This is a genomic window from Kocuria sp. NBRC 114282 (assembly GCF_030268385.1).
GTDB classification, from domain to species: Bacteria; Actinomycetota; Actinomycetes; order Actinomycetales; family Micrococcaceae; genus Kocuria; species Kocuria palustris.
Genome location: NZ_BSQO01000003.1, coordinates 427,992 through 445,085, shown reverse-complemented (window position 1 = coordinate 445,085; position 17,094 = coordinate 427,992). Strand labels below are relative to the sequence as shown.

The following is a 17,094-nucleotide window of genomic DNA, read 5'->3' as shown; positions in this document are numbered from 1 at the left end:
CGTCGCCGTGCGTGCCCCTGACATGCCGTGCAGAGGCCTCGGTTCTGTTCGTCAGTCTAGCCCCGTCGCACGCGCGCGCCATGCGGGTGACGACCGTGCCGCACGGCCTGCCCGGAGGCCGAGCGGCATTGCTCACACGGCGAGCGTGCTCGAGTCTGCTCAGACCGGTCGTCCGGCCACGAGCTCGAGGGTCCGGAACAGGGTCAGCAGACCCATGCCCGTGCCCTGGCGAGGGGTATAGCCCCACGGGGAGTCCTCGTTGAACGACGGTCCGGCGATGTCCAGGTGCGCCCAGGGGCCGGCAGGGCCCTCGGGGCGCAGATCATCGGCCGAGTCGGTGTGCTCGGCGCCGCCGAACTCCTGCAGGAACAGCCCGGCCACCAGCATCCCGCCCTCGCGATCGCCGATGTTCTTCAGATCGGCAACGTGCGAGTCCAGCGAGGCGCGCAGGTGATGCGGCAGCGGCATGGGCCACAGGGACTCGCCCGAGTCGACCGAGGCCGACAGCAGCGCCTCGACGGCATCGTCATCGCCCATGACTCCCGCGGTGCGCTTGCCGAGGGCGATCATCTGAGCACCCGTCAGCGTGGCGATGTCGATGAGCAGGCCCGGATCCTCCTCGCGGGCGGCGACGAGGCCGTCGGCCAGCACCAGCCGGCCCTCGGCGTCGGTGTTCAGGACCTCGACGGTGCGCCCGCCGCGGATGCGCAGGACGTCGCCGGGGCGGGTGGCGGTGCCCGAGGGCATGTTCTCGGCCAGGCACAGCCAGCCCGTGGTGGCCACGGGAAGCCCTGCCTCGGCGGCGGCCAGCACCGTGGCCAGCACGGTGGCGGCCCCTGACATGTCCGACTTCATGGTCATCATGGACGCCCCGGGCTTCAGCGACAGGCCGCCGGAGTCGAACGTGATGCCCTTGCCCACCAGCGCCACATGGTCGACGGGCTTGGCCGGCTCCCAGCCGATGCGCACCAGGCGCGGCGGGTGCGCGGCTCCCTGGCCCACGCCCATCAGGCCGCCGTAGCCGCCGGCGGCGAGCTCGTCCTCGGCCAGGACCTCGACCGAGAGCCGGCCCTTGGCCCCGGTGGAGGTCGCGGCCGCGAGATCGCGGGCCAGCTCGGCGAAGCTGTGCGGATACACCGTGTCCGGGGACAGATCGGTCAGTGTGCGCGACAGTGCCACGGCCCGCCCCAGGTTCTCCGCGCGGGTCAGAGCGGGAGCGAGCTCGTCCGTGGGAAGGCCCGCCGCGGCGATCGTGGCACGGCGCAGCGGGGAGTCGCTGGGCTTGCGGGTCGCGTGCTTCTGGGCGGTGAACGTAAAGGCGCCCAGCGCTGCGCCCTCGGCCACGGCGGCGGCCTCTGCCACGTCCTGGGCCGGCAGAGCGAACACGGCGTGCTCGCGACCGGTCAGGGCGCGTGCGGCCGCACCGGGGGCGCGGCGCAGCGACTCGGCGCGCGAGTCGGTCTCGCGGCCGTCGCCCAGCCCGCTCAGCACGATGACCGGCCAGGCCGAGCCCGACGGGGCCGGCAGGGTGCGGACCTCATCTGCGGCGCCGGAGACGCGCAGCGCCTCCGCCTGCAGCTGCAGATCGGCGGGAAGGCCCTTGGCCTCCAGCGGCAGGGCCACGACGGGGCCATCGGGGGTCTTCTCCACGCCGAGCACCAGAGCGTCCGCGGACAGGGAGGACAGCTTCTTGGTGCTGCTGGTCAGGCTCAGCCCGCCCGGGGGGACGAGGTCGATGAGCGCGGGCGGGGTCTCGGCGCCGGGGCGTCGGCGGGCGGGAGAGCTGGAGGGGGTGCGGGCCATGGACTGTCCTCATTCCTCTGGAGGGTGATCGGCGCGCGGCGCGCGATCGGGGCGGGGATCGGTTCCTGCAGCGGTGCGGTGCGCCTGGCCTGCCTCCGGGCGATATGCCCGGAGCGGGGCCGGAGCGTCCAGCCGCTGCGTCATGTGCTCGAGGGTAGCGGGCGCCTCGGACGGGGCACGGCGAATGGGCGCTGCTCCTCAGGGGTGCGAGACTGGTGGCTCGGCCGTCGCACGGAATAGAAAACGCCTGCGGGGCCGTTGCATCCTGCTGAAGCGCCCGTGCCCGTGGAGGGGCGCGGCGCACGGCACGTCGATGGAGGAGCAACTGTGGCTGATGCATCCGAGCTGTACATGGCGAACGGGAGCCTGCTCGATGACCCCCGGCTGCACGGCGCTCCCATGATCGTGGCCCTGTCCGGCTACGCCGATGCGGGGCACCTGGCCGAGCAAGTCCGCGAGACCCTGCTGGGGGGACTGCCCTCGGAGGTCCTGGCCAGGTTCGACTCCGACCAGCTGCACGACTACCGGGCCCGGCGCCCGCACGTGCGCTTCGTCCAGGACCACTTCGAGCGCATCGAGGGCCCGGAGCTGGCCCTGCACCTGGTGACGGACCCTCTGGGCCAGCACTTCACGGTGCTCTCCGGGCCGGAGCCGGACCTGCACTGGGAGCGCTTCCTGGACGCGGTCATGGACCTCGTGCAGCGCATGGAGACCTCGATCGTCACCGACGTCACGGGATTCCCCATGCCCGTTCCGCACACCCGACCCTTCCTGGTGACCCCGCACGGCTCGCGCACGGATCTGGTGGGCTCGGGCTTCTCCAAGCTGCCGATCATCGAGATGAGCTCCTCGGTCGCCCAGCAGCTCGAGATCCGCCTTGCCGAGGCCGGAATCGACCACGTGGGCTTCTCGGTGCACGTCCCGCAGTACATGGCCGAAGCCGTCCTGCCGCAGATCGCGGTGACCGCGTTCGAGCACTTCTCCGCGGCCACGGCCCTGACCCTGCCCACCGACGCCCTGCGCGACGACTCCCGCGATGCCCTGCAGCGCATCGAGGAGCAGGTGGCCGAGTCGCCGGAGATCCAGGCCGTGATCTCCCAGCTCGAGCAGCGCTACGACGAGGCCGTCGAGGGCGCGCAGCCGCGCTCCCTGCTGGCCGGAGACGCCGACGAGCTGCCCGATGCCGATGAGATCGGGGCGGCCGCCGAGGCCTTCCTGGCGCAGCGCTCGGAGTCTGACGACCTGTGACGGGCGCTGCGTCTGGTCGTCCCCTCCCGCAGCGCGACTCGCGCACAGCCTTCCTCGTCATGGGGGTGGGCGTCTTCGCCTACATGATCGCCGTGGCGCAGCGGACGAGCTTCGGGGTGGCCTCGACCCAGGCCGCGGACCGCTTCGGCGCCGCGGCCTCCGAGCTGTCCCTGTTCACGATGCTGCAGGTGCTGATCTACGCCGGCATGCAGATCCCCGTCGGCGTGCTGGTCGATCGGCTGGGCAGCCGGCGGATGGTCGCCATCGGCGCCGGGCTGATGATCGTCGGACAGCTCATCCTGGCCGTGGCCGAGTCGATCAGCGTGGGCGTTCTGGCTCGCGTGTTCGTCGGCGCCGGCGATGCCATGACCTTCGTGTGCGTGCTGAAGATCGTCCCGGCGTGGTTCTCGCTGCGCTATTCGCCCATGGTCACCATGGCCGTCGGCGCGGTCGGCAACCTGGGCCAGCTGCTGTCGGTCGTGCCGTTCAGCCTGCTGCTCTCGGCGGCCGGATGGGTCCCGTCGTTCCTGTCGATGGCAGGACTGTCCGTGCTGACGCTGGTCCTCGTGCTGGCCTTCCTGCGCGACTCCCCGGAGGGCTCGGCCCGCAGCGAGCGGCCCACGACCCTGCGCAGGGTGCGCATCCAGGTGCAGCGCTGCCTGCGCGATCCCTCCATCGGACTCGCGTTCTGGCTGCACTTCACGATCCAGTTCACCGGCAACGTCTTCGGACTGATGTGGGGCTACCCCTATCTGCAGCACGCCCAGGGCCTGTCGATGGGGGAGGCGTCGTTCGTCATGACGTTCTTCGTGCTGGCCAACATCGTCGTGGGCCTCGTGCTCGGCGGGATCGTCTCGCGTGCGCCCGATCGCCGGATGCGCCTGTCCTTCACCATCATCGGACTGGGTGCGACCGCGTGGCTCGTGCTGCTGCTGTGGCCCGGGCATGCGCCGTTCCTGGTGGTGGTCGCGGCGGTCGTGCTGATCGCGATCTCGCTGCCGGCCTCCATGCTCGCCTTCAACGTGATCCAGTCGTTCATCCCCGTGCGCCGGGCCGGCACCGCCACCGGGATCGCGAATGTCGGCGGCTTCGTGGCGGCCCTGATCGCGATCTTCCTCATCGGTGCCGCGCTGGATCTGCAGCTGGCGCTGGGGATCACCGACGAGCTGTACTCGCCGGCGTCGTTCCGAGTGGCCATGGCCACGCAGCTGCTGGTGACGGCCGGGGGCTCGGCCTTCTGCCTGCTGTTCACCCGCCGGGTCCGCAGCAAGTACGGCGCCAGCGCGGTCTGAGGGCTCCACAGCCTCCGTCTGCGCAGCCGCGCGGGGCGGGATCTCCACGGTCGTCGGCTTCCGGACCCGGTGGCCGGCCCCGACGGCGACGCTGGGCCCATGAGCACAGACGCCGCGCACAGCGATCCCACTCCCTCCTCCCGCGCCGACTCCGGGCAGGACGTCGGCCGCGACCCGTTCACGCCCGTGGCGCGCACCGCCGCGGACATCCTCGCGATCATGCCGCACACGCTGGGGCAGTGGCCCAAGCGCTCGGCGGTGCTGCTGACCTCGACCGATTCGGAGCCCGGCCCGTGCCTGCGCGTGGACCTGCCCGAGGAGCGGGTGCTCGCCGATGAGCTCACGCTGCTCGAATGGATCGCCGAGCTGTGCCGCCTGCTGGAGCACGATCCGGTGGGCGACCGCCTCTACCTAGCACTGTTCACCGACGGGTCCTCCCTGGACGCGCGGCAGTGCGAGCAGGTCGTCGACGCCGTGGGGGAGGCCGCGGCCCTGTCCGGGCACAGCATCGCCGGGTGCTGGGAGGTGGGGCCGCGGCAGTGGTTCGATCTGGAGGACTCCGAGCCCCGGATCGGCCGCGACGTGCAGGAGATCCGCTCGAGCGCGGTGTGGACGGCGCTGGTGGTCACCGGAAGCACGGTCGACGAGCCGGCCCCGACTCGGTCCGTCCGCGCCGAGCCGGAGCGCAGCGAGCTGCGGGTAGAGGACTGCCGGGGCCTGGTCCGAGAGTTCCAGCGGCGATGGAGCCTGCGCCGCGGCGCGGCCGGACCTGGTGCCGCCCAGTGCCTCCACCGCGACGTCGGACCCCAGGTGGCCGACTCCCTGGAGGCCTGGCAGCGCCTGTTCGATGAGCGCTCCCCGGGCACGGCCGCCGAACGGGCCTCGGTGCTGGATTCGGCCGCGCAGGCGCAGCTGCTGGTCTGCCTGGCGGATCCGCTGGGATCGGACGCGCTCGCGGTGTCCGTGCTCACCGGCCAGCACGGACGCGCCCTGAGGGCCTGGTGGCAGCTGCAGGCCATGGTGCACGGGTCGAGCCACGGCGAGGACTTCGGCTGGATGATCGAGGTGCTCAAGGGCCAGTGGGACGGGACGCCCGACTGGGAGCGGGTCGAGCAGTGCGAGGGCGTGCTCGAGCTGCTGCTGGACCTGCTGCACGGCGCCGCTGAAGCGGGGCCCGGATCGCCGGCCGGTGCCGATGCCGAGGCCTGGCTGTGGGTGGCCACCGCGCATCTGGAGCGCTTTCGCGCCCGGGGGACGCGGGCGACCCAGTGGCTCGAGCTGGCTGCGGAGGCCGTGCCGGGGCACCTGGGCGTGGCACGACTGCGCGCTCTGGGCACCCAGCATCCGCTGCCCAGCTGGGCGGGAGATCCGCAGCGCAGCTGGCATCGTCGCAGCTGAGCCCCGAGGTCCTGCCGGTGTTCGGACGGAAGCCGTGGGGCGCGCTCCAGCGATGTCAGAAAAAAGATCTGCGACATCCGCGATTCACGGAACAAAAGGCAGCGACCTCTGGTTGGATCCCACGGTAGGCCCTTCAGGATCCTTGGCAGCGCGTGTGTGTGCGAGCCGAGGGCTTGACAGGGTCATAGGCGTTCTGACGGTGAGTCGGGCGCTTCGTCTAGTGAGGAAAGGTCAACATTGTCCCCTGCTGCCCAGAACAAGTCGGCTGCCGCTGCGAGCGCGAGCGACCCCGCTGAGGTCGACACCGCGGGTGCGGAGTCCACGGGCGCAGCCCCGGCCAAGTCCGCCGCCAAGAAGACGACTGCGGCCAAGAAGACCACCGCCGCGCGCAAGACAACCTCGTCCGCGGCGAAGTCGAGCGCCGCCAAGTCGGCTGCCTCCAAGTCGACCGCGTCCCGCTCCACGGCCACCAAGGCCTCGGTCCCGGAGACCGGTGCTGAGGCGGAGGCCAAGACCGAGTCGCTGGAGGAGGCTGAGAAGGCCCCGGCCAAGAAGACTCCGGCCAAGAAGACCGCCGCCAAGAAGCCGACCACGCGCAAGACGGCGGCCAAGGCCGCCGAGTCCGACGAGACCGCCGCCAAGGCCGCGCCCAAGACCACCCGCCGCAAGGCGGCCCAGGCCGAGCCGGAGGACAGCGCGGACGAGTACGAGGACGCCTCGGGAGAGGACCTCGACTCGGCCGATGAGGCCGATGATTCCGCGGAGGAGGGCGAGGACGTCGTCGTCCAGGGCGACGACGCCGAGAAGGCCCGCTCCGGCACCGAGGTCATCGCCAAGCCCACGGGCAAGGAGACCGAGTCCAAGTCGGACAAGGTCCGCGGCTTCGTGCTGTCCAACAACGACGATGACGACGCCCCCGCGCAGCAGGTTGTCTCCGCGGGCGCGACCGCCGATCCCGTCAAGGACTACCTGAAGCAGATCGGCAAGGTCGCGCTGCTCAACGCCGAGCAGGAGGTCGATCTCGCCCTGCGGATCGAGGCCGGCCTGTTCGCCGAGCACAAGTACAAGGGCGAGGAAGCGGACAAGCTGTCCAAGGAGGACCGCAAGGCCCTGCGCTGGGTCATCCACGACGGCAAGCGCGCCAAGAACCACCTGCTCGAGGCCAACCTGCGCCTCGTCGTCTCCCTGGCCAAGCGCTACACGGGCCGCGGCATGCTCTTCCTGGATCTGATCCAGGAGGGCAACCTGGGCCTGATCCGCGCCGTCGAGAAGTTCGACTACACCAAGGGCTTCAAGTTCTCGACCTACGCCACCTGGTGGATCCGCCAGGCGATCACCCGCGCCATGGCCGATCAGGCCCGCACCATCCGCATCCCGGTGCACATGGTCGAGGTCATCAACAAGCTGGCCCGCGTCCAGCGCCAGATGCTCCAGGACCTGGGCCGCGAGCCCACCCCGGAGGAGCTGGCCAAGGAGCTGGACATGACGCCGGAGAAGGTCGTCGAGGTCCAGAAGTACGGCCGCGAGCCCATCTCCCTGCACACCCCGCTGGGCGAGGACGGCGATTCCGAGTTCGGAGACCTGATCGAGGACTCCGAGGCCGTCGTGCCCGCCGACGCCGTGAGCTTCACGCTGCTGCAGGAGCAGCTGCACTCGGTGCTCGACACACTCTCCGAGCGGGAGGCAGGGGTGGTCGCCATGCGCTTCGGGCTCACCGACGGCCAGCCCAAGACCCTGGACGAGATCGGCAAGGTCTACGGCGTGACCCGCGAGCGGATCCGCCAGATAGAGTCCAAGACCATGTCCAAGCTGCGCCACCCCTCGCGCTCGCAGGTCCTGCGCGACTACCTGGACTGATCCTCCTGCGCTGAGCGCGCAGCGTCCTTCCGACGGCCCTCCCTCCGGCTGCCCCAGCGGCGGAGAGGGGGCCGTCGTGGTATCCCCCGGGCGCTGCGCCGTCGGAGGCCGCCCGTAGGATCCGCAGCACCGAGAGAACACCTCAGGTGAGGAGCGGCCATGCGCCGAAGCATCGTCAACGATCCCGATCAGCTGGTGCCGCAGGCCCTCGAGGGCCTCGTGTTCAGCCACCCGCAGCTGCTGGAGCTGGAGGCCGAGCACCGCTACGTGCGCCGCCGCGAGCCCGCTCAGGACAAGGTCGGACTGGTCTCCGGCGGGGGCTCCGGGCACGAGCCGCTGCACGCGGGGATGGTCGGGCGCGGCATGCTGGACGTGGCCGTTGCGGGCGCCGTGTTCACGAGCCCCACCGCGCTGCAGGTCCTGGAGGCCACGCGCGCCGCCGACTCGGGCCGCGGCGTCGTCCAGATCGTCAAGAACTACACCGGCGACGTCCTGAACTTCCGGATCGCGGACGAGATCACCGGCGACGATGACATCGAGACCGAGATCGTGCTGGTCGACGACGACCTGGCCACCGACTCCCCGGACGGCGGACCGGGCCGCCGGGGGACCGCCGCCACCCTGATCGTGGAGAAGCTGTGCGGGGCCGCAGCCGAGCAAGGAGCCGAGCTGAGCGAGGTCGCCGAGATCGGCCGCCGCGCCGCAGCCTCGGCGCGGACCATGAGCCTGGCGCTGTCCGCGGGCACCCCGCCGGCGGACGGGCGCCCCCAGTTCGAGCTCGAGGACCACGAGGTCGAGCTCGGCGTCGGCATCCACGGCGAGCGCGCGGCCCGCCGTGGCGAGTTCACCGACGCCGACGGGCTGACGGACCAGCTGCTCGACCCGCTGCTCGAGCAGCTGGGCCTGGAGCAGGGGCAGGAGCTGCTCGTGGTGGTCAACGGCCTCGGCTCGGCCACGCAGCTCGAGCTGAGCCTCGTGGCGCGAGCGGCGCACCATCGCCTCCGCGGCGAAGGACTGTCCGTCGGGCGCTGGCTCGTGGGCTCGTACGTCACGAGCCTGGACATGCACGGCGTGTCGATCACGCTGATGCCGCTGGATCCGCAGACCCGTCAGCTGTGGGACGCCCCCGTGCGCACCCCCGCCCTGACCTGGTGAGGAGCAGAAGATGACCGAGCAGGAGAGTTCCGGGACGGCTCAGGGCCTGGGCGAGGACTTCGGGCGCCGATTCGTGCAGGGCGTGCAGCGGCTGCTGGGCGAGAACGCCGAAGCCCTCGGCGAGCTGGACCGTCGAGCAGGCGACGGCGACTTCGGCACCAGCGTGCGCAGCGCGCTGTCGCAGCTGGACAGGGAGACCGAGCAGGAGCAGCCGAGCACCTACCGGCAGTGGCTGAGCGCGCTGTATCGCGGCTGGCTCGCCGTGGGCGGCACCAGCGGTCCGCTGTTCGGCGTGTTCTTCCGAGAGCTGGCCAAGGCCGGTGAGGCGGACGGCACTCCGCAGGTGGAGGAGCTCGTCGAGGCCCTGGCTGCGGGGCAGGCGATCGTGCAGCGCTACGGCGAGGCCGAGGTCGGGGACAAGACGATGGTCGATGCCCTGGCTCCCGCAGTGGAGGCCATGCGCCGGAGTCTGCACGACGGCGAGCCTTCGCAGCACGTCCTCGAAGCCGGCGAGGCCGCTGCGGTCGAGGGCGCTCGCAGCAGTGCTGAGAGCCTCGCCCGACGCGGTCGAGCCAGCTATGTGGGAGAGGCTTCGCAGGGGGTGATCGACCCGGGCGCCGCGGCCATGGCACTGGTGCTGGGCGCGGCTCGTGCCGCCGCTGACGCCGGTCGGGGCGAGCAGCACCCGCGGGAGGTCGACACCGCCTGGCTCGTCTGAGGGACGGGCCTTTCCGGCGCAGACGCAGGGGGAGGGCCCTCTCCTGCGACACCGGGACGACGACCTAGCATGAGCCCAGAACCCCGCCGCATCCGGAAGCCGCCCGCGCTGTGGGGGCACGAGATACAGGAGAGACCCATGACGCAGGAATCCACCCCCTTCGGATCGCCCATGGGCCTGAGCCAGGAGCCCGTGACCAGCCTCGAGGTCTTCGAGGCCCAGCAGGTCCCCACGCTGGTGCTGAAGGTCCACGGCCAGCCGATGGACCGGATGCCGGAGGTCTTCGACACCGCCTTCCGCGCGATCTTCCCGGCCATGGCGCAGCACGGGCTGACCCCCAGCGGACCGGCGTTCGCCCTGTACCACCGCGCCCCGGACGAGACCGCGGACTTCGAGGTCGGCATGCCCCTGACCGAGCCGAGCGAGTCCGTGATCGAGGCCGCGGACGGAGTGCGGCTGGAGCCGTCGTGGCTGCCGGGAGGACGAGCGGCGCGGATCTCCCACCTGGGCGGGTTCGACCAGCTGTCGACCGCCTGGGCCGGGTTCATGGGTCAGGTCGCCTCCGCCGGTGAGACCCCCGAGCTGCCGTTCTGGGAGGTCTACGTCACCGAGCCGAGCCCGGAGATGGATCCGGTGGACCTGCGCACCGACCTGTTCACGCGGCTGGGCTGAGCCCGAGGCCTCCGGCACAGGCGAGGGCCCCGTTCACCGACCGGTGAACGGGGCCCTCGTGCCGGCTCAGCGCCCGCGCCGCAGGGGATCCTGAGCGTTCAGGAGATGCGCTCGGTCTCGTCCTGCCACTGGGCGGCCATGGGGCGCAGCTTGTCCTCGTTGGCACGGGCGTGGTGAGCGCAGAAGAGCAGCTCGCCGCCGGTGGACTCGAGGACCACACGGACGTAGGCCTGGGCGCCGCAGGCGTCGCAGCGGTGGGTGGCGTTCAGTTCTGGGGTCTCAAGCGTGGTGTTCACGATTCCTCCTCGTGCTCGGAGTCCGTCGGATCGTGAGATGTCCGCGACGGATTCGTCTGGTCCAGCATCGACGCTGGGCCGATACCGCGCATCCGATGCGCTCGGTCCTCCGAGGCGGGGGTGCGGCGGTTCGGACTATAGAACCACGCCGAGCCCCCGGAAGCTTCCCAGCGGCACGCGATTTCGCCCACCGCGCATCCGGTGAGCGCCGCGTCACGGTGGGGACCCGTCGTCGATCGCAACGGCAGCGGCCCGCGCGGTGTCGCCGAGCCGGTCTAGAGTGGGGTCGCCCGTGCGCCGCCGGGCGGCCGCCCCACCCCCGGCCGCGGCCGGCAGCCGCAGGCACGATCGATGCCGTCGAACCGCAGGAGCTCTCCCGTCGTGACCCCCTCGACCTCCGAGTACAACGCCCGCCACCTCTCGGTGCTGGAGGGCCTGGAGGCTGTGCGAAAGCGCCCGGGCATGTACATCGGCTCGACCGACGGCCGCGGGCTCATGCACTGCCTCTGGGAGATCATCGACAACTCGGTGGACGAGGCCCTGGCCGGCTACGGCCAGCAGATCACGGTGGTGCTGCACAAGGACGGCTGCGTCGAGGTCCACGACGACGGCCGAGGCGTGCCCATCGACAAGGAGCCGCGCACCGGGCTGTCCGGCGTGGAGGTCGTGTTCACCAAGCTGCATGCCGGCGGCAAGTTCGGCGGCGGCTCCTACACGGCCTCCGGCGGTCTGCACGGCGTGGGCGCCTCGGTGGTCAACGCCCTGTCCTCGCGCCTGGACGTCCAGGTGGATCGCGGCGGGAAGACCTACCAGATGTCCTTCCGCCACGGGGAGCCCGGGCGCTTCGAGGACAAGGGCGCCCCGAGCCCCCAGGCGCCCTTCGAGCCGTTCGTCTCGGGATCCGAGCTCGACGTCGTCGGCAAGGCCAAGCGCGGCGTGACCGGGACCCGCGTGCGCTACTGGGCGGACAAGCAGATCTTCACCCCGGACGCCCAGTTCTCCTATGAGGAGCTGGTCCGCCGCGCCCGCACCACCGCCTTCCTGATCCCGGGGCTGCGCCTCACCGTGCGCGACGAGCGCCGCCTTCCGGGCACGGCCGGTGAGATGGGCTCCCACGAGGAGGTCTTCCAGCACGACGGCGGCATCTCCGAGTTCGCCGAGTTCCTGGCCTCGGACGAGTCCGTGACCGATGTCTGGCGCTTCCAGGGCGAGGGGACCTTCACCGAGACGGTGCCCGTGCTCGATGACTCCGGTCAGTCCCGGCTCAAGGACGTCGAGCGCACGTGCGAGGTCGACGTCGCCCTGCGGTGGGGGATCGGCTACGACACCGAGCTGCGCAGCTTCGTGAACATCATCGCCACGCCCAAGGGCGGCACGCACGTCAGCGGGTTCGAGCAGGCGCTGGTGAAGGTCTTCCGCAAGCAGATCGCCGCGAACGCGCGCAAGCTCAAGGCCGGCAACGACAAGATCGAGAAGGACGACATCATGGCCGGGCTCACGGCCGTGCTGACGGTGCGCCTGGCCGAGCCGCAGTTCGAGGGCCAGACCAAGGAGGTGCTGGGCACCCCGGCGGTGCGCCAGATCGTCTCCAAGGTCGTGGAGAAGGAGCTCACGGCGGCGCTGACGTCGGGCAAGCGGGAGCAGAAGAACCAGGCCGGGCAGGTCCTGGAGAAGGTCGTCGGTGAGATGAAGTCCCGCATCTCGGCTCGCCTGCACAAGGAGACGCAGCGGCGCAAGAACGCCCTGGAGACCTCGTCCATGCCCGCCAAGCTCGTCGAGTGCCGCTCGACCGATGTGCAGCGCTCCGAGGTCTTCATCGTGGAGGGCGACTCCGCGCTGGGCACCGCCCGCATGGCTCGTGACTCCGCCTACCAGGCGCTGTTCCCCATCCGCGGCAAGATCCTCAACGTCCAGAAGGCGTCGCTGCCGGACATGCTGGCCAACGCCGAGTGCGCGGCCCTGATCCAGGTCATCGGCGCAGGCTCGGGGCGCACGTTCGATCTCGACGCCGCCCGCTACGGCAAGGTCATCATGATGACCGACGCCGACGTGGACGGCGCCCACATCCGCACGCTGCTGCTGACGCTGTTCTACCGCTACATGCGCCCGCTCGTGGAGGCCGGCAAGGTCTACGCGGCCGTTCCCCCGCTGCACCGTGTGGAGATCATCAACCGCGGCTCGAAGGCCAACGAGATGGTCTACACCTACTCGGAGGCCGAGCTGCACCGCCTGCTGTCCCGCCTCGAGTCGGAGGGCCGCTCCTACAAGGAGCCGATCCAGCGCTACAAGGGCCTGGGGGAGATGGATGCCGATCAGCTGGCGGAGACCACCATGGACATCCGCCACCGGCTGCTGCGCCGGGTGACCATGAGCCAGGCCGAGGAGGCCGAGCGCGCCTTCGCGCTGCTGATGGGCTCGGAGGTGGCCCCGCGCCGGGACTTCATCATCGAGGGCGCCGCGCGACTGGATGCCGAGCAGATCGACGCCTGAGCACGACCGGCGGCCTGGCCGGGCCGCAGCCCGACCGGGCGAGCGCGGCTGCGCCCTCGGCTCGCCGCATGGCGGGGTCGGTCTGCAAGACCTCGCTGCCCAGATCGTGCAACGCCGTGCCTGCCGATGCTCCCGCGACCTACGCTGAAGCCACACCGACCCAGCCCAGTGCAGGAGCAGCCATGGACACGACCGGCCCCGAGACCACCCAGGACCCCCGCCCGATCACCGTCACCGTCACGGGTGCCGCCGGGCAGATCGGCTACGCCGCGCTGTTCCGCGCCTGTGCCGGGGACCTGTTCGGGCCGCAGCAGCCGGTGCGGCTGCGCCTGCTCGAGCTGCCGCAGGCGGCCCGGGCCGCCGAGGGCGTGGCCATGGAGCTCAGCGACTGCGCCTTCGATCTCCTGGCCTCCGTCGACGTGTTCGACGATCCCGTGCAGGCCTTCGACGGCAGCGAGCTCGGACTGCTGATCGGCGCCCGGCCGCGCAGCAAGGGCATGGAGCGCGCGGATCTGCTGGAGGCCAACGCCGGCATCTTCTCGGAGCAGGGGCGCGCGATCGCCGCGGGGGCGCAGGACAGCTTCCGCGCCGTCGTCGTGGGCAATCCGGCCAACACGAATGCGCTGATCGCCGCCTCCCATGCTCCTGAGGTGCCGGCCCAGCGCTTCACGGCCCTGACGCGGCTGGATCACCTGCGTGCCCAGGCCCAGCTGGCTCAGGCCTGCGACCGGGCGGCCGCCGACATCGACGGCGTCGCGATCTGGGGCAACCACTCCGCGACCCAGTTCGCGGACCTCTCGCGCGCCGTCGTCTCCGGCAGCCCTGCCGTCCAGGCTCTGGCGGATCGGGGTCTGGACCGGCAGTGGGTCGCCGAGACGTACATCCCGGCGGTGGCCAAGCGCGGCGCCGAGATCATCGAGGTGCGCGGCGGCTCGTCGGTGGGCTCGGCCGCCCATGCCCTGATCTCCCACGTCCGCCTGTGGAGCCAGGGCACCCCGGAGGGCTCGTGGACCTCCATGGCCGTGGCCTCGGACGGCTCGTACGGCGTCCCGGAGGGGATCGTCAGCTCCTTCCCCGTGACCTGCGCCGACGGGCAGTGGTCCATCGTGCCCGACTGGCAGATCGACGACTTCGCCCGCGAGCGCATCGACCGCTCGGTGGCCGAGCTGGTCGCAGAGCGCGATGCGGTGGCGGCAGCGGGACTGCTGGGTCCTCGCAGCTGAGCCGCGCTTGGACCCGCGCGCCGGGACGGCTGCGGCGCATGAAGAGTGCCGGAGCTGCCACGGCGATGGCGCGCCTGGGACGACCGACGATGCCCTGACCTGGGACGGCGCGGGTGTGAGCGACGAGACAGCCTCAGAGCCCGGCTCGCGGACCGCTCGAACCATCGGCGAGCCTAGACTGTGGAGCATCTGAGGCGAGGCCCGTCTCCGCCCGGCGCTCCGCCGGCAGGGCCCCGCGAGGAGTCGCATGGACATCGTCGAGATCGCTCGGTGGCAGTTCGGGATCACCACGGTCTACCACTTCATGATGGTCCCGCTGACGCTGGGACTCGGCGCCGTCGTGGTGTGGTTCAACCTGCAGTGGGTGCGCAGGCGCCGCCCGGAGGACCTGCGGCTGACCAAGTTCTGGGGCAAGCTCTTCCTGATCAACTTCATCATGGGCGTGGCCACGGGCCTGGTCCAGGAGTTCCAGTTCGGGATGGCCTGGTCGGAGTACTCGCGCTTCGTGGGCGATGTCTTCGGCGCCCCGCTGGCCATGGAGGGACTGCTCGCGTTCTTCGTGGAGTCCACGTTCCTGGGCCTGTGGATCTTCGGCTGGGACAAGCTGCGCCCGGCGGTCCACGCGGCCTGCCTCGCCATGGCGGTGATCGCCTCGTGGCTCTCGGCGTTCTTCATCATCGTGGCCAACTCGTGGATGCAGCATCCGGTCGGCTACGAGATCATCGACGGCCGCCCCATCCTGAATGACATCGGCGCCGTGCTGACGAACTCGACAGCGGTGGTGGCGATCATCCACACCCTGTTCGGGGCGATCGCCGTGGCCGGGTCCTTCCTGCTGGGCATCGCCTGGTACAAGCTGTGGCGCCGCCGGGCGGACGGCCTCGACACCGTGGATGCCGACGGCGTCGTCGTCGTGGGGGAGCTGCCCACCGGGGGACGCGACCGCACCGACTACCGGGTGTGGTGGCGCTCGCTGCGCGTGGGGATCCTCATCGGGATCATCGGCTTCCTGGGGACGGCGTTCTCCGGACATGCGCAGGCGCAGCTGATGATCCACCAGCAGCCCCTGAAGATGGCCTCCGCGGAAGCGGCCTGCCACGACGGCACCGCGTTCTCGGTGCTCACGATCGGCTCGCCGGGCGACGCGTCCTGCGACAACGTGCACACCCTCCTGGAAGTGCCCGGCCTGCTGTCCTTCCTGGCCTACAACAACTTCACGACCGACGTGGCGGGGCTGAACACGCTGCAGCCCGAGTACGAGCAGGAGTACGGCACGAACCTGGCCGACGACGAGCTCTACGGCGACCGAGCCGGTGAGCAGATCGAGTACCAGCCCCTCATGGAGGTCACCTACTGGGGCTTCCGCCTGATGATCACCTTCGGCGGTCTGGCGGCCGTGGCCTGCGCCGGTGCCTGGTGGCTCACGCGCAAGGGCACGGTGCCCCTGTCGAAGGGGCTGATGGGCCTGGGCGTCGTGGGCATCCTGGCCCCGTTCGGGGCCAATGTGGCGGGCTGGGTCTTCACGGAGATGGGCCGGCAGCCCTTCGTCGTCGCACCCAATCCGGACCTGCCGCTGGATCAGCGGATCTTCATGTTCACCGAAGCCGCGGTCTCGCCGAACGTCACGGCCGGGGAGCTGCTGTTCTCGCTCGGCAGCCTCCTGCTGCTGTACGGGGTGCTCATGGTCGTGGAGGTCGCGCTGATCGCCAAGTACGTGCGCACCGGCGTGGTCGCGGCCATGCCCGAGCTGGTCGAGCACGAGGACCACGACGACGACGGCTCCCGGGACGACGTCCTGGCCTTCGCCTACTGAGGAGACGAGAGATGTTCGAGCAGTTCGCGGGACAGCCGGGTCTGGCCACGGCGTGGTTCCTCGTCATCGGCTTCTTCTGGATCGGCTACGTGGTCCTGGACGGCTTCGATCTGGGCGTCGGCATGCTCATGGGGCGGATCTTTGCCCGTGACGACCGGGAGCAGCGCGTGCTGCTCAACACGATCGGGCCGGTGTGGGACGGCAACGAGGTCTGGCTGGTCACCGCCGGAGCGGCCACCTTCGCCGCCTTCCCGCACTGGTACGCGGCCCTGTTCTCCGGGCTCTACCTCCCTCTGACCCTGGCCCTGATCGCGCTGATCCTGCGCGCGGTGTCCATCGAGTACCGCGGCAAGGGCTCCTCGGAGGCGTGGTCGCGGCGCTGGAACGCCATCACCGCGTGGTCCTCCCTGGCGATCGCGTTCCTGATCGGCGCGCTGCTGAGCATCACCGCCACCGGGCTTCCGCTGAACGACAACGGCGACCGCGTAGGCGGGCTGCTGTCGTGGCTGAGCTGGCAGGCGGTGCTCGGCGGGCTCGGCATGGTCGGCTTCTGCCTCATCCACGGCCTGGCCTTCGTGGCCCTGAAGACGGACGGGCCCGTGCGCGAGCGCGCCGGCGCGCTCCTGGTGCGCGCCCTGCCCGCGGGCGTCCTGCCGCTGGCCGCCCTGGTCGTCGTGGTGCAGCTGGCCACCGGCTCGACGCTGTCCTGGCTGTGCACCTGCCTGGCGGTGATGTCGGTCGCGGCGGCCTGGCTGGCGGGGACGCGCCGGCGCGAGGGCTGGAGCTTCGCCGGGATGGCCGGGTTCGCGGCTCTCGGCCTGCTGGCCGTGTTCACTGCCATGTACCCGGCTGTGCTGCCCACCACACTGGCCGGCGCGCCCGATCTGACGATCACCTCGGCCTCTTCCTCGCCGTACACGCTCACGGTCATGACGTGGGTGGCCGGCTTCGGGGTCCCGTTCCTGCTGGCGTATCAGAGCTGGACGTACTGGGTCTTCCGACGACGCCTGCGCGCCGAGCATCTGCCCTCCGGCGGCGATCATGCGGATCTGACCACCATGCCCACGCGCGCCGGTGCCTGAACGCAGCGCGTCGCAGCACACCGCTGCCGGGGCGAGCTCTCCCGAGC

General features: G+C 71.0%; 13 protein-coding genes. 11 read left to right on the top strand and 2 right to left on the bottom strand.

Features of this window, described 5'->3' with window-relative positions; genetic code table 11:
• Positions 1-159: 159 nt before the first annotated feature.
• Positions 160-1,803, bottom strand: coding sequence for a leucyl aminopeptidase (locus tag QSJ40_RS08080; protein ID WP_285730047.1), 1,644 nt, complete (start codon positions 1,801-1,803; stop codon positions 160-162).
• 327 nt (positions 1,804-2,130) lie between these two features.
• Between QSJ40_RS08080 and QSJ40_RS08075 the strand changes: the two genes are divergently transcribed.
• The 7 genes from QSJ40_RS08075 (at position 2,131) to QSJ40_RS08045 (ending at position 10,143) form a co-directional block, all read left to right on the top strand.
• Positions 2,131-3,051: a PAC2 family protein gene (locus QSJ40_RS08075; protein ID WP_006214866.1), complete on the top strand. Its 921-nt coding sequence runs from the start codon at positions 2,131-2,133 to the stop codon at positions 3,049-3,051.
• Positions 3,052-3,110: 59 nt separating this feature from the next.
• Positions 3,111-4,343: an MFS transporter gene (locus QSJ40_RS08070; protein WP_239546386.1), complete on the top strand. Its 1,233-nt coding sequence runs from the start codon at positions 3,111-3,113 to the stop codon at positions 4,341-4,343.
• Positions 4,344-4,442: 99 nt separating this feature from the next.
• The gene (locus QSJ40_RS08065; protein WP_285730042.1) at positions 4,443-5,741 is read left to right on the top strand and encodes a hypothetical protein; all 1,299 of its coding nucleotides are present in this window, start codon (positions 4,443-4,445) and stop codon (positions 5,739-5,741) included.
• A 237-nt stretch (positions 5,742-5,978) separates the two neighbouring features.
• Positions 5,979-7,598 (top strand): RNA polymerase sigma factor, encoded by a 1,620-nt coding sequence (locus QSJ40_RS08060; protein WP_271403693.1) that lies wholly within the window; start codon positions 5,979-5,981, stop codon positions 7,596-7,598.
• A 159-nt stretch (positions 7,599-7,757) separates the two neighbouring features.
• The gene (locus tag QSJ40_RS08055) at positions 7,758-8,753 is read left to right on the top strand and encodes a dihydroxyacetone kinase subunit DhaK (protein ID WP_271403692.1); all 996 of its coding nucleotides are present in this window, start codon (positions 7,758-7,760) and stop codon (positions 8,751-8,753) included.
• A 10-nt stretch (positions 8,754-8,763) separates the two neighbouring features.
• Positions 8,764-9,471 carry a dihydroxyacetone kinase subunit DhaL gene (gene dhaL / locus QSJ40_RS08050; RefSeq protein WP_285730038.1) on the top strand — a complete coding sequence of 236 codons (708 nt, stop codon included), beginning with the start codon at positions 8,764-8,766 and terminating at the stop codon, positions 9,469-9,471.
• Positions 9,472-9,609: 138 nt separating this feature from the next.
• Positions 9,610-10,143, top strand: a complete 534-nt coding sequence (locus QSJ40_RS08045) for a GyrI-like domain-containing protein (protein ID WP_006214872.1) — start codon at positions 9,610-9,612, stop codon at positions 10,141-10,143.
• Positions 10,144-10,241: 98 nt separating this feature from the next.
• Here the strand turns inward: QSJ40_RS08045 and QSJ40_RS08040 are convergent, their stop codons facing one another.
• Positions 10,242-10,439 carry a DUF7455 domain-containing protein gene (locus tag QSJ40_RS08040; protein ID WP_006214873.1) on the bottom strand — a complete coding sequence of 66 codons (198 nt, stop codon included), beginning with the start codon at positions 10,437-10,439 and terminating at the stop codon, positions 10,242-10,244.
• A 381-nt stretch (positions 10,440-10,820) separates the two neighbouring features.
• Between QSJ40_RS08040 and QSJ40_RS08035 the strand changes: the two genes are divergently transcribed.
• The 4 genes from QSJ40_RS08035 to cydB all read left to right on the top strand — a co-directional run bounded on the left by QSJ40_RS08035 (position 10,821) and on the right by cydB (position 17,047).
• Positions 10,821-12,929 carry a DNA gyrase/topoisomerase IV subunit B gene (locus QSJ40_RS08035; RefSeq protein ID WP_058872207.1) on the top strand — a complete coding sequence of 703 codons (2,109 nt, stop codon included), beginning with the start codon at positions 10,821-10,823 and terminating at the stop codon, positions 12,927-12,929.
• 182 nt (positions 12,930-13,111) lie between these two features.
• Positions 13,112-14,152, top strand: coding sequence for a malate dehydrogenase (locus tag QSJ40_RS08030; protein ID WP_285730030.1), 1,041 nt, complete (start codon positions 13,112-13,114; stop codon positions 14,150-14,152).
• A gap of 247 nt (positions 14,153-14,399) precedes the next feature.
• A complete protein-coding gene (locus tag QSJ40_RS08025) occupies positions 14,400-15,965 on the top strand; it encodes a cytochrome ubiquinol oxidase subunit I (RefSeq protein ID WP_058872209.1) in 1,566 nt (521 codons plus the stop codon).
• Positions 15,966-15,976: 11 nt separating this feature from the next.
• On the top strand, positions 15,977-17,047 hold the full coding sequence (cydB, locus tag QSJ40_RS08020; protein WP_058872210.1) for a cytochrome d ubiquinol oxidase subunit II: 1,071 nt from the start codon (positions 15,977-15,979) through the stop codon (positions 17,045-17,047).
• The last annotated feature ends 47 nt before the right edge of the window (positions 17,048-17,094 follow it).